Consider the following 19,690-nt stretch of genomic DNA (forward strand, 5'->3'; position numbering starts at 1 on the left):
GCGAGGGCCGTTCAGTCGTTCTTTGCGGACCTGCAACGTTCGGTAACGCGACCGCCGATTTCGCACCTTAGCGTGCCGGTGCTCACCTTTTCCGAAAAGTCCGCGTCCTCCATGCCTACCCCCGGTCGGCCGTCTGAGATCTTCGAGATCGACGCCGAGACCTTTGCCCGCGACCTGACCCCGCTTTACCAGCCGACCGTGCTGCGCGGCGTCGCGCGCGACTGGCCGGCGGTGAAGGCCGCGCGGACCTCGCCCAAGGCTCTGGCCGACTACCTGAAGCGCTTCGACAGGGGCGCGATCGTCGAGGCCATGCTGGGCGCGCCGGCGATCGGCGGGCGGTTTTTCTATGACGAAGGCGGCCGGAGCATGAACTTCGACCGCCGCTCGGCCCCGATTGGCCCGGTGCTGGATGAGCTGCTGCGGCTGGCCGACCATCCCGAGCCGCCGGCCATCTATGTGGGCTCGACCCCGATCGCGCCGGTGCTGCCGGGCTTCGAGCGGGACAACGCGCTCGATCTGCTGGACGAGAAAATCGAGCCGCGCCTGTGGCTGGGCAACGCCTCGACCATCCAGACCCATCACGACATGTCCGACAACATCGCCGTGGTGGTCGGCGGCCAGCGACGCTTCACGCTGTTTCCGCCCGACCAGGTCGGCAATCTCTATATCGGCCCGCTGGACTTCACCCCGGCCGGGCGACCGGTCAGCCTGGTGTCGCTGGACAATCCGGACCTGGAGCGCTTTCCGAAGTTCGCCCAGGCGCTGGAGGCGGCCCTGGTCGCCGAGCTGGAGCCGGGCGACGCGATCTATATCCCGACCCTGTGGTGGCACCACGTCCAGGCGACCGGGCCGCTGAACCTGCTGGTCAACTACTGGTGGGAGCCGGCGGACATGCCCGGTGGCCAGCCGTTCGACGCCTTCGTGCATGCGCTGCGGAACGTGCGTCGACTGCCCGCCAAACGCCGCAATGCCTGGCGGGCCTTCTTCGAGCACTACATCTTCCACGCCAATGGCGACCCGGCCGAGCACATTCCCGAGGGGCGGCGCGGCGTGTTGGAAGACAAGCCCGACGCGACGCGGGAAGCCGAGATGACCGCCTTCCTGCGCCGCGTGCTGGGGCGGGACTAGGAGGGGAAGGGCAACCTCTTCATCGTCATCCCGGGCGGCGTAGCCGACCCGGGACCCAGGGGCCAAGCGCACTGCGGCGACCCCTGGGTCCCGGCTCTCCGCTTCGCTGCGGCCGGGATGACGATGAAAAGGATTTTCGGCTTCAAACCAGCGGCGGGTTCAGCTCCCTAAATCCACCCTCGCGCCAGTACGGATAGTAGGGATAGGCCGGGGTCACGGCGCTGGCCGCATCCAGGCGGGCCACTTGTTCCGACGTCAGGTTCCAGCCGACCGCGCCCAGGTTCTGGCGCAGCTGCTCTTCGGTGCGGGCGCCGATGATGACGCTGGACACGGTGGGGCGCTGCAGCAGCCAGTTGATGGCCACCTGCGGCACGGTCTTCTCGGTCTCGGCGGCGATAGTGTCCAGGGCGTCGACCACGCGGTACAGGCGCTCGTCGTCCACGGGCGGACCGGCGTCGGCGGTGTCGTGCAGGCGGCTGGTTTCCGGCAACGGCTGGCCGCGGCGGATCTTGCCGGTCAGGCGGCCCCAGCCCAGCGGGCTCCAGACCATGGCCCCGACGCCCTGGTCAGCCCCCAGCGGCATCAGCTCCCACTCATAGTCGCGGCCGACCAGAGAGTAGTAGGCCTGGTGGGCGACGTAGCGCGGCCAGCCGTGACGGTCGGCGGCGGCCAGGGACTTCATCAGCTCCCAGCCGGCGAAGTTCGAGGCGCCGACGTACAGGACCTTGCCCGCGCGGACGAGGTCGTCGAGCGCTGACAGGGTCTCCTCGACCGGCGTCGTGCCGTCGAAGGCGTGCAGTTGCAGCAGGTCGATACGGTCGGTCTTCAGGCGTTTCAGCGCCGCCTCGACGCCGGGGATCAGGGCCTTGCGCGAGGCGCCGCCGTTCAAACCCAGCTTGGTCGAGATCAGCGCCTGGTCGCGGCGGCCTTCGAGGGCGGCGCCCAGGATCTCCTCCGAGGCGCCGTTGGAATAGACGTCGGCGCTGTCGAACAGGGTCATGCCGGCTTCGAGGGCGATGTCGACGATGCGGCGGGCGCCGGCGATGTCGGTATCGCCCCAGGCCGAGAACAGCGGACCCTGGCCGCCGAATGTACCGGCGCCGAACGACAGGGCGGGGACCTTCAGGCCGGAGCGGCCCAGCGTGCGGTATTCCATCGGAGGATCTCCTTAAGCCAGCGCGGGCGTGCGGCGTTCGAGGGACAGGCTGAAGAAGGCCAGGGCCAGCGCCGACAGCGGCACGGCGGCGGCGATCAGGGGCACGGCCGAGAGGCCCGGGCCGTGGGCGATCACCACGCCGCCCAGCCAGGCGCCGAAGGCGTTTCCCAGGTTGAAGGCGGCGATGTTCAGGCTGGACGCCAGGCCCTGGCCGGCGCCGCCGGCTTGGCTCAGCACGCGCATCTGCAGCGGCGCGACAGTGGCGAAGGCGGCCGCGCCCAGCAGGAAGGCGGCGATCACCGCGCCGACCTGGCTATGGAACGTGAAGGCCGAGGCGCCCATGACCACGGTCAGCGCGACCAGCGTCCCGACCAGGGCCGCGTTCAGTCCCTTGTCGGCCCAGCGGCCGCCGACCAGGTTGCCGGCCACCAGGCCCGCGCCGAACACCAGCAGGATCGGCGAGACGGCCTCCTTGGAGAACCCGGCCAGCTCCATCAGGATCGGCTGGATGTAGGTGAAGACCGCGAACACGCCGCCGAAGCCGAGGACGGTCATGGCCAGGCCCAGCTGCACCTGCGGGCGGGCCAGGACGGCGAATTCCTCGCGCAAGGGCGCGGGCTCGACCTTTTCCTGGGCGCTGGGGACCAGGGCGGCCAGCACGATCAGCGCCAGGGCGCCGACGCCGGCCACGGCCCAGAAGGCCATCCGCCAGCCGAAGGCCAGGCCCAGCCACGCGCCGAACGGCACGCCCAGCAAGGTGGCGATGGTCAGGCCGGTGAACATGATGGCGATGGCCGAGGCCTTGCGCTCAGGCGGCACGAGGGAGACGGCGACCAGCGAGCCGACGCCGAAGAAGGTGCCGTGCGCCAGGGCCGTGACCAGCCGCGCGCCCATCAGGATCCCGTAGGTCGGGGCGATGGCGGCCAGGACATTGCCCAGGGTGAAGATCGCCATCAGCACCAAGAGGGTGGTCTTCCGGGGCAGACTGCGGGTGAGGAGGGTCAGGATCGGCGCGCCGACGAAGACGCCCAGGGCGTAGCCGGTGATGAGCAGGCCGGCGGTGGGAATTGAGACGTGCAGATCGGCGGAGACCTGCACTAGCAGGCCCATGATGATGAACTCGGTGACGCCGATGCCGAAGGCGCCGACGGTCAGGGCATAGAGGGCGAGAGGCATGGCAGCCGGCTCCGGTTTCGTTCGGGTCATCAGATGGCGCCTTTCCGTTCGGTGAATTAGATTGCGGTTGGGAACTTCACTTGTGACTTGGGGGAACGATGGCGCGTTCGGACATCAACCGATCGGGGGAGATGGAGGTCTTCGCGCGCGTCGTTGAGGAGGGCGGCTTCACGGCTGCCGCCAAGGCTCTGTCGATGACGCCGTCGGCGGTCAGCAAGCTGGTGGCGCGGCTGGAGGCCCGGCTGGGGTCGCGCCTGGTCAATCGCTCGACGCGCAAGCTGCAGCTAACGGCCGAGGGGCTGACCTTCCACGAACGCAGCTTGCGGGTGCTGGCCGAACTGGACGAGGCAGAACGGTCGGTCAGCGCCTGCGCCGTGCCGCGCGGCCGGCTGCGGATCAACGCCAACGTGCCGTTCGGTCTGCATCATCTGCTGCCCTTGATCCCGAAGTTCTCGGCCCTGAACCCGCAGGTGCAGGTGGACGTCACTCTGACGGACCAAGTGATCGATCTCTTGGATGAACGCGCTGAATTGGCGATCCGCGTGGGGCCGATGCGGCCTTCACAACTGGTGGCCAGGAAGCTGGGCGACAGCCGCACGGTGCTGGTCGCCTCGCCGGAGTATCTGGCGCGGCGGGGGACGCCGAAACATCCCGATGACCTGGCCGATCATGACCTGATCACTTTCAACTTCTCACGCCAGTCGGATGAATGGCCGTTCCGGATCGGCGGCGAGCGGGTCAGCTACCCCGTTCAGGGCAGCGCCCTGGTCGGCGATGGCGAGAGCGCCACGCACCTGGCGCTGGCCGGGCAGGGCATCACCAAGTTGGGCATCTTCCACATCATCGACCCCATCCGGGCGGGGCGCCTGGTCCCGGTGCTGGACGAGTTCAATTCCGGAGAGCTGGAGACGGTCAGCGCCGTCTATGTCGGCCACGCCGGACCGCTGCCCGCGCGGGTGCGGGCGATGATCGACTTCCTGGCGGCCGAGGTGGATGTCCATTGGCCGATGGGGCGAGCGGTCTAGCCGCCCGCCCCTCGTGGGCCCTACGCGTCCAGCATCACTTCGGCGATCTGCACCGCATTCAGCGCCGCGCCCTTGCGCAGGTTGTCGCCGACCACGAACAAAGCGAGGCCGTGCTCCACGGTCGGATCCGGGCGGATGCGGCCGACGAAGACCGGGTCCTGGCCGGTGGCGGCCAGCGGGTTCGGCACGGCCTCGACCACCACGCCGGGCGCGGCGCCCAGCAGCTGCGTCGCCTCGGCCACCGACAGCGAGCGCTCGAACTCGGCGTTGATCGACAGCGAGTGGCCGGTGAAGACCGGCACGCGCACGCAGGTGCCCGAGACCGGCAGACCCGGCAGCTCCAGGATCTTGCGGCTCTCGTCGCGCAGCTTCAGCTCTTCCTCGGTATAGCCGTCCTCGCCCAGCACGTAGTTCAGCGGCACCACGTTATAGGCCAGCGGCACGGCCCACTTGCGGGCTTCCGGCAGCGGCGCGGCGTCCGGCGACATCGCCAGGCCGTCCAGGTCGCCCGCCGCGCCGGCGCGCAGCTGCTCGGACAGCACCTGGATGCCCTCGACCCCGCCGCCCGAGGCGGCTTGGTAGGTGCTGACGGTCAGGCGCTTCAGGCCCGCCTTCTCGTGCAGGGGCTTGAGCACCGGCATGGCGGCCATGGTGGTGCAGTTGGGGTTGGCGACGATGCCCTTGGGGATGTCGTTCAGCGCATGCGGATTGACCTCGGCCACCACCAGCGGGACCTGCGGGTCAGAGCGCCAGGCCGAGCTGTTGTCGATCACCACGGCCCCGGCCGCGGCAGCCTTCGGAGCCAGCTCGCGCGAGGTGCCGCCGCCGGCCGAGAAGAACACGATGTCCAGGCCGGCGAAGTCGGCCGTCGAGGCGTCCTCGACGACCACTTCTTGGCCGCGGAAGTCGATCTTGGTCCCGGCCGAGCGCGCCGAGGCGAATAGGCGCAAGCTTGCGACCGGGAAGTCCCGCTCGGCCAGCAGCTCGCGCATCATGCCGCCCACCAGGCCGGTGGCGCCGACGACGCCGACGCGCGGCGGATTGGATCGGGAAAACTTGAAGCTCATGGGAAGGCGTCTCCTGAAAGTATCTAGGAGCGCGGGGAGCTGTCAGATCTCGTCGAGAGAGAGCCGCCCCGCGCCATCGGCGGGGCTGGATCGAGGATGCCGCTTAAATCGCGCGCATACCCGCCGCCCCACCGAAGCGGGTCGTTTTGCGGGTAATAATTTTAGTCGCGGCGATTTGCATCGAGGGTGCTTCTAGCGGCGAAGCTGGGCTGGGTAAAGGGCTTGAGGGGAAGAATGATGCGGCGAGGGCGAAATGGCGCGGGCCTCGGGGCAAATTATGCTTCGCCCTAACCCAATACGCTCATCCCCGCGAAAGCGGGGACCCAAGCTGACGGGGGCAGTGAACCCCCAGCCGCACCGACGCCGAAGCGCCGCTTGGGTCCCCGCTTTCGCGGGGATGAACGGAGGAGTTGGTCGGAAGTCCTTCTCCCCCAAGAAGGAGCCCTCCTTACATCTCACGGCGAGACGGTCGCAGGGCTGCAGCCTTCAAGAGATTTAAGGATCGCACCTGACCTGGGGAGGTCGGATGGCAACCACCAAAACCCTCTCTCATAGAGAGAGGGAGGGGCCCACCGCGTAGCGGTGGGAGGGTGAGAGGTTACGAGGGGGCAGGACCGGCCCTGACCGGTCTTAACAGTTGCAATCGTTCGCTGCTTCCAGCGCGCCATTTGGGCATTTGGGCATTTGGGCATTTGGGCATTTGGAGGTCTGAGAATTTGGGGGCTTGGGTATTTGCCGGTTGAGGTGAAACCTCTCACCCTCCCACCGCCTACGGCGGCGGGCCCCTCCCTCTCTCTATGAGAGAGGGTTCTAAGAGGCCTGCTGTCCCAACCGCTCCCAGCCCTCGAAGAACGGGAACCGCTTCGGCCAGAACTCGGCGAGCCTCGGATCCGCGTCGACGCGTCTGACCACCTCCGCCATCCTCGGCGCGGCCTCGTAGAACCGCACCCGGCGTGGCCCCCAACGGCTCACCACCGTGACGTAGAGGTCCAGCACCGTCAGCTCATCGCCCAGCAGGTAGCGCCCCGGCGTCAGCTGGCTCTCCATCATCGCCCAGCAGTCCAGGATGCGCTCCGCCGTCGCGGCCTTGATCCGCGCGCCGACCTCCGCGTCCGGACCGCCCAGGCGTGACGGGTCGTCCCGCACCCAGAACAGCGAATAGATCGAGGCCGGGATGAAGGTCATCCAGCGCAGGAACTGAGCCCGCGTAGAGTCGTCGATCGCCGGGCCTAGCTTCGCCTCCGGAAACCGGTCCGCCAGCCAGATCAGGATCGCCGCGCTCTCGGTGATCGTCTCGCCGTCCGGCGTGACCAGGGCCGGGATCTGCTTCAGCGGGTTGACCGCGGCGACCTTGGCCTGCTCGGCTTCGCCTTCCCAGGTGGGGGCCTCGATGATCTCGTAGGGCAGGCCGATCAAGGACATAGCGGCCTCGACGGGCACGCCGCCGGAGCCCAGGGCGCTGAAAATTCGATAGGTCGCCATGGTCAAGCTCCGCGAGTTATCCACCGACACTCACAACATCTTGTGTGGCTGCGACACTGGAGCCACTAGATGAACGCGGCGGGTTTGGTAGGGTGAAAGCACCTTATCGCTCCTCCACGATTCTCGCGCCCAGGGTTCGCCATGTCCGCTTCCTCGCTCATCCTGCCCGGCCTGATGACCCCCTCGGGCGGCTACAAGCCGTTCCGCTATCCGTGGGCCTACGACTTCTGGAAGAAGCAGCAGCAGGTCCACTGGATGCCGGAAGAGGTGCCGCTGGGCGAGGACCTCAAGGACTGGGCCGTCAAGTTGAACGACAAGGAACGGAACCTGCTGACGCAGATCTTCCGCTTCTTCACGCAGTCCGACGTCGAGGTGCAGGACAACTACATGGAGCGCTACGGTCGGGTGTTCAAACCGACCGAAGTGAAGATGATGCTGGCCTCGTTCGCGAACATGGAGACGATCCATATCGCGGCCTACGCCCTGCTGCTCGAGACCATCGGCATGCCCGAGACCGAGTTCTCGGCGTTCATGGAATACGAGGCCATGAAGGACAAGCATGACTACATGCAGACCTTCGGCGTCGAGACCAATGCCGACATCTGCCGCACGCTGGCCATGTTCGGGGGCTTCACCGAGGGCCTGCAGCTGTTCGCCTCGTTCGCGATGCTGATGAACTTCCCGCGCTTCAACAAGATGAAGGGCATGGGCCAGATCGTCTCGTGGTCGATCCGCGACGAGAGCCTGCACTGCGACGGCATCATCAAGCTGTACCACGCGTTCAACAAGGAAACGAACGCGGTGACCAAGTCGGTGGCCGACGACATCGTCGACTGCTGCAAGCACGTGGTCGGCCTGGAAGATAAATTCATCGACCTGGCCTTCGAGGCCGGCGACATCCAGGGCATGACCCCGGACGACATCAAGGCCTATATCCGCTTCATCGCCGACTGGCGCCTGCGCCAACTGCAGCTGCCGGAAGTGTACGGCGTGAAGGAAAACCCGCTGCCTTGGCTGCAGTCGCTGCTGTCGGGCGTCGAGCACGCCAACTTCTTCGAAGCCCGCGCGACCGAGTACTCCAAGGCCGCGACCAAGGGGCAGTGGCACGGCGCCGAGGGCGTGTGGACCAGCTTCGACGAGATGATGAAGAAGCGCACGGACCTGACGCCGGCGGAATAGGCGAACCTTTCACGAGGGGCGTGGTGAGGGGCGGGGCCGCGAGGTCCCGCCCTTCGTCGTTTCATTTGTCGTTTCAGGCGCGGGCGGGGACGAAGCGGTCCTTGTCGCCCTGGCTCGTTCCGGCGACGAAGCGCCAGGCGTCGGGGGCGGCGACGAACTTTTTGAGCAGCGCCCGGGCGGAGGCCTCGCGGCGCGGGACGGCGATCTCGGGGGCGGTGTCGAGCTCGATATGGCTGAACGGGACGTCGTGGATCTCCGCCGCGAACCTGTGCCGGAAGTCCTCCTCGCCGACATAGAACAGGGCGATGCGGCCGCGCCAGGCGATGTCGAACAGGCCCGGCGCCGAGCCTTGCGTGATGGCGATGTGGTGCTCGGCGACGGCGTCGTGGCCCAGCAGATAGACCTGGAACGGCTGATCGCCCGGCGACCAGTCCGGCGGCAAGGCGTCGACGGGATCGAGCGCGAATGTCCGGCCGGTCAGGTCCTTGGGGGCGAAGCGCCGGAACGGCGGCTGATCCAGCCGCGCCAGCTGGTCGTTCTCATAACCCCAATGGGTGTTGGACAGGGTGGCGGCGTGAAAGTTTCGCCACACGTCGGGCGAGGTCCAGTCCGCACCGCTGTCGTCATCGACGCCCGGCCCTTCGGCGTCGTAAGCCTCGCTCTTGAGGTCCAGCAACAGGCCCACGCCAAGGCGTGGGTCCAGCGCCGCGCTCAGGGTGAAGGCGGCGATCGGGTGGCCGTCGGGCCAGGGATTGCCGGGAAAGCGGATGCGTCCTCTCACGGGGCGAGTGTGCCCTGAATGACGGGGCGCGCAAAGCCCGACCAACGCCTTGCTAAGGCCGCGCTTCGGACACAACTGGACGGCGCTATCGCAGCCTCAGGTTGGGGCGGGGCGATGGGGCTCTTTCGACGGCGACGGCTGGTGGTCATCGCGGCGCTTTCGTTGGCGCTGCATGCGCTGGTGCTGGCGTGGCTGGCCTGGCCGACCCAGCCGAACCTGTTCGTGAGCGGGCCGGACCTGTCGCTGATGTCGGTGAAGCTGATGCGGCCTTCCGCGCCGAAGCCTGTGCGCGCTCGATCGGAGGCGTCTCGGACCGAGCATCGCGTTGCCGCGACCCCGCCGACCATCGCGGCGACTGAAGCGGTCGCGCCTGTGCTGGCCGGCGTCGCGCCCGTCCACACGCCGGCCAGCCCGCCGGCGCCCGGCGTCAACCTCCGCGCCGCCCTGCAAGCGAGCGCGAGCTGCACGCGGGCGACATCGCGGCAGGCGCGCGAAGCTTGCGCCGAAAAGCTGGGTCGCCTGGCGCCGGGGGCGCCCAGCTATGACGCGCCGATGGATCCGGGCAAGCGGGCCTATTACGACGCGGTGGTCGCGGCGGGGCCATCGGGCAAGACCTATGGCGACCCCAAGCCCATGGGGGCTAATCCGGATGGCGACTATTTCCGCGTCCTCAATTGCTCCATCCAGTTCGGAACGGGCAAAAAGCAGAAGGGCCGCCAGGGCGAGGTAAAGCTTGGGCGCTCGCCGTGCTCCATTCCCTTGCAGGGCAGCTTCATCACGCCCGAAGCCAGCGTCCGCAAGCGCTAGAAGTGTGGGGCGCGCTCGTCTAGGACGGGGCCAGTCCGTCGGAGAACTTGAGCATGACCAGCATCGCGGTGATCGGCCCCGGAGCCGTGGGCGGCACGGTGGCGGCCTGGCTGGCGCAGAACCCGGCGCATGACATGACGGTCTGCGTGCGCACGCCGTTCAAGGCCCTGGCGGTCGAGACGCCCGAGGGGCCGATCACGACCAGCCCGCGCGTGGCGACGTCGCCGGAAGGGCTCTCGGCGGTCGACTGGGTGCTGGTGGCGACCAAGACCTACGACACCGACAGCACCATGGCCTGGCTGAGCGCCTTGGTCGGTCCGGACACCCGCGTGGCGATCCTGCGCAACGGCGTCGAGCACACCGTGCCGTTCGCCGGCAAGGTCGCGGCGCAGAACCTGGTCCCGGCGGTGGTCGACATTCCCGCCGAACGCTCGGCGCCCGGCCGGGTGCTGCAGCGGCGCAATGGCTGGATCAAGGTTCCGGCGGGCGCGGCTGGCGAGAGCTTCGCAAGTCTGTTCGCCCATACGCCGATCCAGATCGAGGTCGTTGAAGACTTCACCACCGAGGCCTGGAAGAAGCTGGCGCTGAACTGCGCCGGCGCGGTCAACGCGCTGGTGCTCAAGACCGCCGTCGTGGCTCATGACGAGGGCGCGGCCGAGGTCATGCGGGCGCTGGTGCGCGAGTGCGTGGCGGTGGGCCGGGTCGAGGGGGCGGACCTTTCCGACGACCTGCCCGACCAGGTGATCGCCGGCTATCGGGGTCAGGATTCGGCGTCGATGAACTCGCTGCACGCCGACCGGGCGGCGGGCCGGCCAATGGAGCTGGACGCCCGCAACGGCGTCATCGTCCGCAAGGGCGCGGCGCACGGGATCGAAACCCCCGCCAACGCCATGATCGTGGCGCTGCTGAACGCGGCCGCCTCCTAGAGGAAGCGGCCGTGCTCGCTTACGGGCGGTCCTTCTTGGGGATCGCCTGGATCTGTTCCGGCGTCAGCTTGGTGATGGTCTTGGCGCGGATGGGCATGGCGAAGCCCATGCCGTCCGAGACCCGCAGGTCCAGGTCCAGCGGGCCGCAGACGCTGTCAGTGCCGCGCACGACCGAGACCAGATGGTTGCCCGGCCAGGTCAGCTGGTTGGTGCCGTAGGACAGGTCGACCCGATAGACGTCGCGGTTGCGAACCTTGAGGTACAGGGTGTTCTTGTCCGGGGCGCTCCAGCCGCGCCAGTCCGAGAGATAGAAGCATTGGCGGGCCGGCTTGACCGCCTTGGCCGGAGCGTCGCCCTGAGCCGCAGAAGCGGCCGTCGCGCCCAGGCCGGCGGCGATGGCGAGCCCGATCAGCGCGGTGCGCGTGACGTGGGTGAGCTTGCTCATGGCGTGGTCGTCCTAAAAGTCCCTCTGATCAACAGATTGGGCTTCGGCGGGGCGAAGTCAAGTTTTTACTGTACATTTGAAACTGTACACGAAAAAGCCCGCTTCCGAGGAGGAAGCGGGCTTTCGTCTAAGCCTTGCAGGCTAAGGGTTTCAGGCTTTCGCTGGCTCAGCCTCGTCGGGGACGATGTCGTCCAGCTCGCCCTCCCACTTGGCGACCACGGCGGCGGCGACGCTGTTGCCGACGACGTTGGTGGCGCTGCGTCCCATGTCCAGCAGGTGGTCGACGCCGAGGACCAGCGCGATCCAGGCGTCGGGCATGCCGAAGTGGGTCAGGGTGGCCATGATCACCACCAGCGAGGCGCGCGGGATGCCGGCGATGCCCTTGGAGGTCACCATCAGCAGGGCCAGCATGAAGATCTGCTGCTGGATCGACAGGTGCACGCCGTGCGCCTGCAGGATGAACATGGTGGCGAACGTGCAGTACAGCATCGAGCCGTCGAGATTGAACGAGTAGCCCAGCGGCAGCACGAACGAGACGATGCGGCGGCGCACGCCGATCTTGGGCAGGCCGTCCAGGATGCGCGGATAGGCGGCTTCGGACGAGGCGGTCGAGAAGGCCAGCAGGGCCGGGTCGCGGATCACGCCGAACAGCGGGAACACGCGCTTGCCGATCACCAGGAAGGCGGCGACGAACAGCAGCGCCCACAGCACGCCCATGGTGGCGTAGAAGCCCAGCACGAACTTGCCGTAGACCACCAGCATCGAGATGCCTTGCGTGGCGATCGACGAGGCCAGGGCGCAGAAGATGGCCAGCGGGGCCAGCTTCATCACGAAGCTGGTGACCTTCAGCATGATCTGGGCGCCTTGCTCGGCCAGCTCCATGATCTGCGGGGCCTTGTTGTCCAGCGAGGCGACGGCCGTGCCGACGAACAGGCTGAACACCACGATCTGCAGAATCTCGTTCTTGGCCAGGGCGTCGAAGATCGAGGTCGGCACCAGGTGGACGATGAAGGTCTGCAGGGTGAAGCCTTCGGTCGAAGCCGCCGGCGGGGCGGCCGTCGAGGCGGCGTCCGTGAGGACCAGGCCCGCGCCCGGCTGCAGGATGTGCACCATCAGCAGGCCCAGCAGCAGCGACACGGCCGAGGCGGTGATGAACCAGCCCATGGTCTTGACGCCGATGCGGCCGACCGAGGCGGCGTCTTCCATGTGGGCGATGCCGGCGATCAGGGTGGTCAGGACCAGCGGCGCGATGATCATCTTGATCAGGCGCAGGAACAGGTCCGTGCCCAGCTTGAACCACTTGGAGGCCTCGGCGGCCTGCGCGGGGTCCAGGAACTGGTTGCAGGCCCAGCCCGTGGCGACGCCCAGGACCATGGCCCCGACGATCATGAACGCGAAGCGTCTATTCATTCAGTCCCCCTGGCGCCTCTATTGGGCGTCGACGGCGTGTTCTGGTTTCCGAAAGGAACGACGCGCGAGAACGCCCGCGCCGCCATCCGCTCCTTCCTTGAGCATTTCCGCCCTTGTGGCCGACGAACGCGGGTTCGTCCATGCCCTAGAGGTGGTCGAACGCGGCTTGCGACGCGCCACGCCGAAGAAATGGGCTCATCTTGAAGACGGAAGCCCGCGCGGGTTCCTCACCTGCGATAAGTAATAAATCATTCCCATTTGGCCGGGCCGGCGTCTCGCCAACGTCGCAAAACGCCGCTATAAGGACCCATGTCAAACCAAGAAAAAGCAATCGCCGTCGTCGAACGGCTCAATGACGAATACGAACGCGCCGTCGGCGCTCTCCGCGACGCCCTCCGCGCCTATCTGGACAATGGAACACGGCCCGACCCGCAAGCGCGGTTCGACGGCACGTTCGCCTATCCCGAGCTGCGCCTGACCTACGATCCCGAGGCCCTGCCGCCCAAGCTGGCCCGCTCGTACGCCCGCGTCAGCCGCCCCGGCGTCTATTCCACCACGGTCACCAAGCCGGCCCAGTTCAAGGACTATCTGGTCGAGCAGCTGACCCTCCTGATGGACGACTTCGAGGTCGAGATCGAGGTCGAGCGCTCGCGCCAGGAGATCCCGTATCCCTACGTGCTCGATGCGACGATCGACCTGAACCAGGCCGACGTCCGCTCTGAGGACATCGCCCGCTTCTTCCCGACCACGGACCTGGCCTTCATCGGCGACGAGATCGCCGACGGGGTCTGGAACCCGGCCCTTGAGGAAACGCGCCCGCTGTCGCTGTTCGACGGCCTGCGCACCGACTTCTCGCTGGCGCGCCTGAAGCACTACACCGGCGCCCCGGCCGAGGACGTGCAGCAGTTCATCCTGTTCACGAACTACAATCGTTATGTCGACGAGTTCGTCCGCTGGGGCATCGAGCAGCTGAAGGCGCCCGACAGCCCCTACACGGCCCTGTCCTGCGCGGGCGGCCTGACCATCACCGCCAACACGGCCAATCCGGAACTGGCGGTGGCGGAGTCGACCTGGCGTAAGCACCAGATGCCGGCCTACCACCTGATGGCGCCGGGCGGCTCGGGCGTCACGCTCGTCAACATCGGCGTTGGCCCCTCGAACGCCAAGACGATCTGCGACCACCTGGCCGTGCTGCGTCCGCAGGCCTGGCTGATGATCGGCCACTGCGGCGGTCTGCGCGACACCCAGACCATCGGCGACTACGTCTTGGCCCACGCCTATCTGCGCGACGACCACGTGCTGGACGCCGTGCTGCCGCCCGAGATCCCGGTGCCCTCGATCGCCGAGGTGCAGCGCGCGCTCTACGACGCCTCCAAGGCGATCAGCGGCGACAGCGGCGACCAGTTGAAGAAGCGCCTGCGCACCGGCACCGTCGTCACCACCGACGACCGCAACTGGGAATTGCGCCACAGCCTCTCGGCCCTGCGCTTCAACCAGAGCCGGGCCGTGGCGATCGACATGGAGAGCGCGACCATCTCGGCCCAGGGCTATCGCTTCCGGGTGCCGTACGGGACGCTGCTGTGCGTGTCGGACAAGCCGCTGCACGGCGAGATCAAGCTGCCGGGGCAGGCCAACGCGTTCTATGAGCGGGCCATCAGCCAGCACCTGCAGATTGGGATCCTGGCGTGCAAGCTGCTGCACGCCGAGGGACCGAACTTGCACTCGCGGAAGCTTCGGGCGTTTGACGAGCCGCCGTTCCGGTAAGCTCAGCACTGGCCCCCACCTGACCTCGCTCCGCGAGGTCGTCCGCCCCCGGGAGGGGGGCGGAAGGTGGTGTGCGTCCTTCTTCCCCCTCCGGGGGAGGAGGGCCGAAGGCCCGGAGGGGGCCAGTAGCTCCTACTCTTCCGCCCAGGCCTTGATCAGCTGATGCGCAATGGCCAGCGGCGGTGGCGCGAACACGCCCTCCAGCTCGCCCTTGATCAGCTGCTGGGCCTCTTCCTTCGTAAACCAGCGCACCTCTTCCAGCTCGGTCTGGTCGGGCGCGGCGTCGGCCGTTTCGACATCCGCCATCAGCCCCATCATCAGCGAGCCCGGCCACGGCCAGGGCTGGCTGGAGTGGTAGCGCACGGCGGTCGCCTTCAGCCCCGCCTCTTCGTGCAGTTCGCGAGCGCAGGCCTCTTCGATCGTCTCGCCGGGCTCGATGAAGCCGGCCAGGGCCGAGAACATGCCCTTGGGCCAAGCCGCCTGACGGCCCAGCAGGCACTTGCCCTCGTGCAGGGCCAGCATGATCGCCACCGGGTCGGTGCGCGGGAAGTGTTCGGTCTCGCAGGCCGTGCAGATGCGCTTCCAGCCGCCGTCGCTGACCTCGGTCTTCTGGCCGCAGGCGCTGCACCAGCGGTGGCGGCGGCGCCATTCGAACATCGACTTGGCGGTGGCCAGGATGCCGGCGTCGGCAGGCGGCATGGTCGCGGCCGCGCCGCGCAGCTCTTCGAAACGGCCCAAGCCCTTCAGCGGACCCTCGGCCGGATCGGCGCTGCCTTCGACGTCGACGGCGAAGACCGCGATGTCCTTCCACAGGCCCATGTACAGCAGGCGCTCATTGCCGCCCGCCAGGTCCTGGGCCAGGTCCGCGCGCAGATAGGCGATCTGGACCCCGGTCGGCTGGCCGTCCTCGCCCAGCACGTCCTCGACCAGCGGCTTGCCGTTCCACAACGCCACGGCCAGGGATTCGGCGTCGGCCAGCTTTTCGGCCAGCCAGGCCTCGTCGCCGCGGCGCTCGCTGTCGCGGTTCAACGGGTTGCCGGCGAAGGTGTTGGTGATGATCGAGAGAGGCATGAGCGAACCTCTAGCGCGAGTACGAACGCTCGTCACGACGTCGCAGATGCGTCATTCGCCTTGCATCTGTCGCAATGACTCGCGATATAGGCCTCGGAGATCGGCGCGGACGGAAGCCTCGCCAACCTGGTCAGGGCCGAGAGGCAGCAGCCACAACGAGATCACCTCTGGGTCGCTGTCCGGTCTCCACCTTCCCCTAAAATCTGTCAGCAGATATGCGCTCAAGCGGGCGTGAGGCTTTTGCTGCGCCCTTCGCGCCACTACACTCGGACTCATGGCCGACCACGACGACCTTTCCGATTCCGCGCCGCCGTGGGACGAAGCGCCCGCTGAACGCGACGAGAACACCGCCGATATCTTCGGTGAAGCGCCGCCCGCGCCGGAGGCCCGTGAAGAGTCGCGCCCCGTCGTCGAGTCTCCGCCGGAAGGCAAGGAGGGCGACGCCTATACCGTGCTGGCGCGGAAGTACCGTCCGCGCACCTTCGAGGACCTGATCGGCCAGGAGGCCATGGTCCGCACCCTGGCCAACGCCTTCTCGACGGGCCGGATCGCCCACGCCTTCATGCTCACTGGCGTCCGCGGCGTCGGCAAGACCACGACCGCGCGCCTGCTGGCTCGCGCCCTGAACTACGAGACCGACACCGTCAAAGGCCCCTCGGTCGACCTGACCACCGAAGGCTACCACTGCCGCGCCATCATCGAGGGCCGGCACATGGACGTGCTGGAGCTCGACGCCGCGTCCCGCACCAAGGTCGACGAGATGCGCGAGCTCTTGGACGGGGTGCGCTACGCCCCCGTCGAGGCGCGATACAAGGTGTACATCATCGACGAAGTGCACATGCTGTCGACGGCGGCGTTCAACGCGCTGCTGAAGACGCTGGAAGAGCCGCCGCCGCACGCCAAGTTCATCTTCGCCACCACCGAGATCCGCAAGGTGCCGGTGACGATCCTGTCGCGCACCCAGCGCTTCGACCTGCGCCGGGTCGAGCCGGACGTGCTGGTCAAGCACTTCGACCGCATCTCGGCCAAGGAAGGCGCGCGGATCGAGACCGACGCCCTGGCCCTGATCGCCCGCGCGGCCGAAGGCTCGGTGCGCGACGGCCTGTCGCTGCTGGACCAGGCGATCGTCCAGACCGATCGTGGGGCCACGGTCACCTCGGCCGTCGTCCGCGACATGCTGGGCCTGGCCGATCGCGGCCAGACCATCGCCCTGTTCGAAAACGTCATGGGCGGCAAGACCAAGGACGCTCTGGAAGGCTTCCGCGCCCTGTGGGGTTTCGGGGCCGACCCGGCGGTGGTCATGCTCGACATCTTGGACCACTGCCACAGCTCGGCGGTGTCCAAGGCGCTCGGTCCCGACGCCCTGTCGATGCCCAAGGAGCAGGCCGCCCGCCTGGCCGCCATCGGGGCGCACACCTCGGCCGGCACCCTGTCGCGCCTGTGGCAGATGCTGCTGAAGGCCCATGAGGAGGTGCGCCGCGCGCCCGACGCCATGGCCGCGGCCGAGATGGCCCTGATCCGCCTGTGCTACGCCGCCGACCTGCCCGGTCCGGAAGAGGCGCTGAAGGCCCTGCGCGACGGCGCCCCAATCGGTGGCGGCGGCCCTGGCGGCGGTGTCGCCGTGGGCGGCGGCGGCGGCGGCGGCGGTGGCGGCGCGGTCTCGGCCCAGGCGCCGGTGATGATGGCCGCGCCGGGCCAGCAGGCCATGCCGGTGGTCGCCTCGTTCGACGACGTCATGGCCCTGATCGCGGCCAAGCGCGACATAGGTCTGCGTTTGGACGCCGAGCAATATATCCGCCCGATCAGCTTCCGGCCCGGCGCCCTGACCTTCGAAGCCGCGCCCGGCGCGCCCGGCAACCTGGCCGGCCGCCTGGTCCGCTTCCTCAAGGAGCATACCGGCCAGCCCTGGCTGGTCGCGGCCGAGGGCGGCGGCGGCGCCGAAAGCCTGATGGAGCGCCAGAAGCGCGAAGAGCGCGAGCAGATGGAGGAGATCAAGAAGGATCCTTTCGTCGCCTCGGTCCTGTCGGCCTTCCCCGGCGCCGAGATCATCGAGATCCGCAAGCTCCTGACGCCGGAAACCCCGCCGCTGGAGCCGGACGAGGAAGAGGGCTGAGTAGCCCGCGATTTTGAAGTTGGAGTTCTAAGATGAAAGACCTCGGCGGCCTGATGAAGCAGGCCCAGGCCATGCAGCAGAAACTGGCCGACGCCCAGGCGCAGCTGGCGGCCAGCACGGTCGACGGCACGTCGGGCGGCGGCATGGTCACCGTCACCCTGATGGGCACGGGCGAGCTGGTCCGGGTTCTGATGGACGAAAGCCTGGTCCAGCCGGGCGAGGGCGAAGTGATCGCCGACCTGATCATCGCCGCCCACGCCGACGCCAAGAAGAAGCTGGACGCCAAGCAGGCCCAGATGATGCAGGACGCCGCCGGTCCGATGGCGGGCCTGATGGGCGGCATGCCCGGGATGAAGTTCTAGGACTTGGCAGCCTCCGCCGGACCCGAGATCGAGCGCCTGATCGCCCTGCTGTCAAAGCTGCCGGGCCTGGGACCGCGTTCGGGCCGGCGGGCGGCTCTGGCCCTGCTGAAGAAGCGCGACACCCTCCTGGCGCCGTTGGCGCTGGCCATGGCCGAGGCGCAAGCCAAGGTGCGGACCTGTTCCGTCTGTGGCTCTCTGGACGTCACCGATCCCTGCTCGATCTGCGCCGACGGCAGCCGCGACCAGCGCCTGCTGTGCGTGGTCGAGGAGGTCGGGTCGGTCTGGGCCATGGAGCGCGGCGGCTCGTTCCGGGGGCGTTACCACGTGCTGGGCGGGCTGCTATCGGCCCTGGACGGCGTCGGCCCCGAAGCCTTGCGCATCGGCGAACTGGCGGCCCGTGTGGCCGAGGGTGAGGTGTCCGAGGTGATCCTGGCCCTGCCCGCCACGGTCGACGGCCAGACGACCGCCCACTACATCGCCGATCGCCTGGCGAGGACCAATGTGCCGGTGACCATGCTGGCGCGGGGGGTGCCGGTCGGCGGCGACCTCGACTGGCTGGACGACGGCACCATCGCCCAGGCCCTACGCGCCCGGCGGCCGGCCTAGCAGCGCCGCGAGAGCGGTGAGGTCGAGGTCGGGGCTCTTGCGCCGCGACAGGTCCAGCGTCCGGCGGCCTAGTTCCAGATAAAGCTCGGACAGCGCCGGATCATGGGCGGCCAGCCCTTCGGCCTGGGCCGCGACCGTTACGGCGTCGCCCCGCGCGATCGGGCCGGTCAGGGCCTGGACGGGGCCGCGCTCCAGGATCGAGGCCAAGGCGTCGCGCAGGATCGGCGACAGGATCCGCAGGCTGTCGGCCTGGCCGATCCCCGCCGCCGCGTGAGCGTCCAGCGCCGCCTGCACCAGGGTCGTCAGATAGTTCGACGCGAACACCGCACCGGCGTGATAGAGCCGCCGGTCGACGCCGGCCGCCAGCACCACCGGCTCGCCGCCGATGGCCGTCACGGCGGGCGCCAGGACCTCCAGCGCCGCCGCATCGCCCTGCACGGTGCAGACCACGCCCTCGAAGGTGGCGACCTCGCGGGCCGGATCGGCGAAGGCCTTGACTGGATGCAGCGCCGCGAGGGCCGCGCCACGCAACGGCGCCAGGGGCTCGAGGTCGCGGGCTCCGCTGCAATGGAAGATCACCAGCCCCACCGGATCGACGACCTCCGCCAACCGCGCGGCGACATCGCCGATGGCTTCATCACGGACCGACAGCATCACCGCGTCGCCGGGGGAGGGCGTGAAGGCTTCCAGGTCCATGACCGCGCCGCCGCCAATAAAGGCCCGGCCCGCCTGCGCGCTCTCCGGCGTGCGCGCGGCGATGCCAGCGATCTCGAACGCGCCGCGGGTGTGGAGCAGCCGCCCAAGCGTCCTGCCGACCGCGCCCGGTCCGATGATCCAAAGTCGGGCCATGCTGGCGCTCCTTGCGACGACGCCGAGCATCTAGACGCTCAACGCGCGCAGATCGAGAGCCGCCCGCTGACAGCGCCGCTTGGCCATGCCAAGCTCAGCATACTCGCGTTCGGCGAACCGCCAGGACGCCAGGAATTGAGGGACTGATTTCATGAGCACCCCCGAAGACAAGGCTCCCGAAGCCGAGACCGAAGCCCCGCACCCGGCCAAGGTCGGCGTGGTCGATCGCGGCCACAACGTCACCGGTTTCGCCGGCGAGCCGATCAGCGGCATGATCGCCGACCTCGCCGACGGCGACGACTGATCACGATAAGGGCGGCGGCCTTTAAGCCGCCGCCGACTC

General features: G+C 68.3%; 19 protein-coding genes and 1 other RNA gene. 11 read left to right on the forward strand and 9 right to left on the reverse strand.

Annotated features, from left to right (window positions below; genetic code table 11):
* The first annotated feature begins 111 nt into the window (after positions 1-111).
* Positions 112-1,128 (forward strand): cupin-like domain-containing protein, encoded by a 1,017-nt coding sequence (locus J7528_RS05385; RefSeq protein ID WP_291871916.1) that lies wholly within the window; start codon positions 112-114, stop codon positions 1,126-1,128.
* A 142-nt stretch (positions 1,129-1,270) separates the two neighbouring features.
* Here J7528_RS05385 and J7528_RS05390 read toward each other — a convergent pair whose 3' ends face one another.
* On the reverse strand, positions 1,271-2,284 hold the full coding sequence (locus tag J7528_RS05390; protein WP_291871917.1) for an aldo/keto reductase: 1,014 nt from the start codon (positions 2,282-2,284) through the stop codon (positions 1,271-1,273).
* Between the two features lie 12 nt (positions 2,285-2,296).
* Positions 2,297-3,460 carry an MFS transporter gene (locus J7528_RS05395; protein WP_291871918.1) on the reverse strand — a complete coding sequence of 388 codons (1,164 nt, stop codon included), beginning with the start codon at positions 3,458-3,460 and terminating at the stop codon, positions 2,297-2,299.
* Between the two features lie 98 nt (positions 3,461-3,558).
* Between J7528_RS05395 and J7528_RS05400 the strand changes: the two genes are divergently transcribed.
* Positions 3,559-4,485: a LysR family transcriptional regulator gene (locus J7528_RS05400; RefSeq protein WP_291871919.1), complete on the forward strand. Its 927-nt coding sequence runs from the start codon at positions 3,559-3,561 to the stop codon at positions 4,483-4,485.
* A gap of 20 nt (positions 4,486-4,505) precedes the next feature.
* Here the strand turns inward: J7528_RS05400 and J7528_RS05405 are convergent, their stop codons facing one another.
* Together J7528_RS05405 and J7528_RS05410 are read right to left on the reverse strand one after the other, a co-directional pair.
* Positions 4,506-5,552 carry an aspartate-semialdehyde dehydrogenase gene (locus tag J7528_RS05405; protein WP_291871920.1) on the reverse strand — a complete coding sequence of 349 codons (1,047 nt, stop codon included), beginning with the start codon at positions 5,550-5,552 and terminating at the stop codon, positions 4,506-4,508.
* 810 nt (positions 5,553-6,362) lie between these two features.
* A complete protein-coding gene (locus tag J7528_RS05410) occupies positions 6,363-7,034 on the reverse strand; it encodes a glutathione S-transferase family protein (protein WP_291871921.1) in 672 nt (223 codons plus the stop codon).
* Between the two features lie 141 nt (positions 7,035-7,175).
* Here J7528_RS05410 and J7528_RS05415 point away from each other — a divergent pair, with 141 nt between their 5' ends.
* The gene (locus J7528_RS05415) at positions 7,176-8,213 is read left to right on the forward strand and encodes a ribonucleotide-diphosphate reductase subunit beta (RefSeq protein ID WP_291871922.1); all 1,038 of its coding nucleotides are present in this window, start codon (positions 7,176-7,178) and stop codon (positions 8,211-8,213) included.
* A 73-nt stretch (positions 8,214-8,286) separates the two neighbouring features.
* On the opposite strand, the gene J7528_RS05420 is transcribed toward J7528_RS05415, so the two are convergent.
* Positions 8,287-8,994: a hypothetical protein gene (locus J7528_RS05420; protein WP_291871923.1), complete on the reverse strand. Its 708-nt coding sequence runs from the start codon at positions 8,992-8,994 to the stop codon at positions 8,287-8,289.
* Positions 8,995-9,108: 114 nt separating this feature from the next.
* Between J7528_RS05420 and J7528_RS05425 the strand changes: the two genes are divergently transcribed.
* Positions 9,109-9,801, forward strand: a complete 693-nt coding sequence (locus J7528_RS05425) for a hypothetical protein (RefSeq protein ID WP_291871924.1) — start codon at positions 9,109-9,111, stop codon at positions 9,799-9,801.
* 53 nt (positions 9,802-9,854) lie between these two features.
* Positions 9,855-10,727: a 2-dehydropantoate 2-reductase gene (locus tag J7528_RS05430; RefSeq protein WP_291871925.1), complete on the forward strand. Its 873-nt coding sequence runs from the start codon at positions 9,855-9,857 to the stop codon at positions 10,725-10,727.
* A 19-nt stretch (positions 10,728-10,746) separates the two neighbouring features.
* On the opposite strand, the gene J7528_RS05435 is transcribed toward J7528_RS05430, so the two are convergent.
* Together J7528_RS05435 and J7528_RS05440 are read right to left on the reverse strand one after the other, a co-directional pair.
* A complete protein-coding gene (locus J7528_RS05435; RefSeq protein WP_291871926.1) occupies positions 10,747-11,172 on the reverse strand; it encodes a DUF6491 family protein in 426 nt (141 codons plus the stop codon).
* A gap of 150 nt (positions 11,173-11,322) precedes the next feature.
* Positions 11,323-12,582 (reverse strand): dicarboxylate/amino acid:cation symporter, encoded by a 1,260-nt coding sequence (locus J7528_RS05440; RefSeq protein ID WP_291871927.1) that lies wholly within the window; start codon positions 12,580-12,582, stop codon positions 11,323-11,325.
* A gap of 309 nt (positions 12,583-12,891) precedes the next feature.
* Here J7528_RS05440 and J7528_RS05445 point away from each other — a divergent pair, with 309 nt between their 5' ends.
* Complete coding sequence (locus J7528_RS05445) at positions 12,892-14,346, forward strand: AMP nucleosidase (RefSeq protein WP_291871928.1); 1,455 nt, start codon at positions 12,892-12,894, stop codon at positions 14,344-14,346.
* A 132-nt stretch (positions 14,347-14,478) separates the two neighbouring features.
* Here J7528_RS05445 and nudC read toward each other — a convergent pair whose 3' ends face one another.
* Positions 14,479-15,417, reverse strand: a complete 939-nt coding sequence (gene nudC, locus J7528_RS05450; RefSeq protein WP_291871929.1) for an NAD(+) diphosphatase — start codon at positions 15,415-15,417, stop codon at positions 14,479-14,481.
* 94 nt (positions 15,418-15,511) lie between these two features.
* Here nudC and ffs point away from each other — a divergent pair.
* From ffs to recR, 4 genes are all read left to right on the forward strand, one after another.
* An RNA gene (gene ffs, locus J7528_RS05455) (signal recognition particle sRNA small type) lies at positions 15,512-15,609 on the forward strand.
* Between the two features lie 82 nt (positions 15,610-15,691).
* Positions 15,692-17,530, forward strand: a complete 1,839-nt coding sequence (locus J7528_RS05460; RefSeq protein WP_291871930.1) for a DNA polymerase III subunit gamma/tau — start codon at positions 15,692-15,694, stop codon at positions 17,528-17,530.
* A 32-nt stretch (positions 17,531-17,562) separates the two neighbouring features.
* Positions 17,563-17,892 carry a YbaB/EbfC family nucleoid-associated protein gene (locus tag J7528_RS05465; protein WP_291871931.1) on the forward strand — a complete coding sequence of 110 codons (330 nt, stop codon included), beginning with the start codon at positions 17,563-17,565 and terminating at the stop codon, positions 17,890-17,892.
* A 3-nt stretch (positions 17,893-17,895) separates the two neighbouring features.
* Positions 17,896-18,498, forward strand: a complete 603-nt coding sequence (recR, locus tag J7528_RS05470; RefSeq protein ID WP_291871932.1) for a recombination mediator RecR — start codon at positions 17,896-17,898, stop codon at positions 18,496-18,498.
* Here recR and J7528_RS05475 read toward each other — a convergent pair.
* On the reverse strand, positions 18,475-19,347 hold the full coding sequence (locus J7528_RS05475; RefSeq protein ID WP_291871933.1) for a Rossmann-like and DUF2520 domain-containing protein: 873 nt from the start codon (positions 19,345-19,347) through the stop codon (positions 18,475-18,477). The genes recR and J7528_RS05475 overlap by 24 nt on opposite strands.
* Before the next feature lie 151 nt (positions 19,348-19,498).
* Here J7528_RS05475 and J7528_RS05480 point away from each other — a divergent pair, with 151 nt between their 5' ends.
* Positions 19,499-19,651 carry a hypothetical protein gene (locus J7528_RS05480; protein WP_013080949.1) on the forward strand — a complete coding sequence of 51 codons (153 nt, stop codon included), beginning with the start codon at positions 19,499-19,501 and terminating at the stop codon, positions 19,649-19,651.
* Positions 19,652-19,690 lie beyond the last annotated feature (39 nt).

This window comes from Caulobacter sp., assembly GCF_017744445.1.
GTDB lineage: Bacteria > Pseudomonadota > Alphaproteobacteria > Caulobacterales > Caulobacteraceae > Caulobacter.

Excerpts from the sequence above, each read along its gene's own strand:
- J7528_RS05385 (WP_291871916.1), top strand. The coding sequence starts at position 112 with ATGCCTACCCCCGGTCGGCCGTCTGAGATCTTCGAGATCGACGCCGAG.
- J7528_RS05390 (WP_291871917.1), bottom strand. The coding sequence starts at position 2,284 with ATGGAATACCGCACGCTGGGCCGCTCCGGCCTGAAGGTCCCCGCCCTG.
- J7528_RS05395 (WP_291871918.1), bottom strand. The coding sequence starts at position 3,460 with ATGCCTCTCGCCCTCTATGCCCTGACCGTCGGCGCCTTCGGCATCGGC.
- J7528_RS05400 (WP_291871919.1), top strand. The coding sequence starts at position 3,559 with ATGGCGCGTTCGGACATCAACCGATCGGGGGAGATGGAGGTCTTCGCG.
- J7528_RS05405 (WP_291871920.1), bottom strand. The coding sequence starts at position 5,552 with ATGAGCTTCAAGTTTTCCCGATCCAATCCGCCGCGCGTCGGCGTCGTC.
- J7528_RS05410 (WP_291871921.1), bottom strand. The coding sequence starts at position 7,034 with ATGGCGACCTATCGAATTTTCAGCGCCCTGGGCTCCGGCGGCGTGCCC.
- J7528_RS05415 (WP_291871922.1), top strand. The coding sequence starts at position 7,176 with ATGTCCGCTTCCTCGCTCATCCTGCCCGGCCTGATGACCCCCTCGGGC.
- J7528_RS05425 (WP_291871924.1), top strand. The coding sequence starts at position 9,109 with ATGGGGCTCTTTCGACGGCGACGGCTGGTGGTCATCGCGGCGCTTTCG.
- J7528_RS05430 (WP_291871925.1), top strand. The coding sequence starts at position 9,855 with ATGACCAGCATCGCGGTGATCGGCCCCGGAGCCGTGGGCGGCACGGTG.
- J7528_RS05435 (WP_291871926.1), bottom strand. The coding sequence starts at position 11,172 with ATGAGCAAGCTCACCCACGTCACGCGCACCGCGCTGATCGGGCTCGCC.
- J7528_RS05440 (WP_291871927.1), bottom strand. The coding sequence starts at position 12,582 with ATGAATAGACGCTTCGCGTTCATGATCGTCGGGGCCATGGTCCTGGGC.
- J7528_RS05445 (WP_291871928.1), top strand. The coding sequence starts at position 12,892 with ATGTCAAACCAAGAAAAAGCAATCGCCGTCGTCGAACGGCTCAATGAC.
- nudC (WP_291871929.1), bottom strand. The coding sequence starts at position 15,417 with ATGCCTCTCTCGATCATCACCAACACCTTCGCCGGCAACCCGTTGAAC.
- J7528_RS05460 (WP_291871930.1), top strand. The coding sequence starts at position 15,692 with ATGGCCGACCACGACGACCTTTCCGATTCCGCGCCGCCGTGGGACGAA.
- J7528_RS05465 (WP_291871931.1), top strand. The coding sequence starts at position 17,563 with ATGAAAGACCTCGGCGGCCTGATGAAGCAGGCCCAGGCCATGCAGCAG.
- J7528_RS05475 (WP_291871933.1), bottom strand. The coding sequence starts at position 19,347 with ATGGCCCGACTTTGGATCATCGGACCGGGCGCGGTCGGCAGGACGCTT.
- J7528_RS05480 (WP_013080949.1), top strand. The coding sequence starts at position 19,499 with ATGAGCACCCCCGAAGACAAGGCTCCCGAAGCCGAGACCGAAGCCCCG.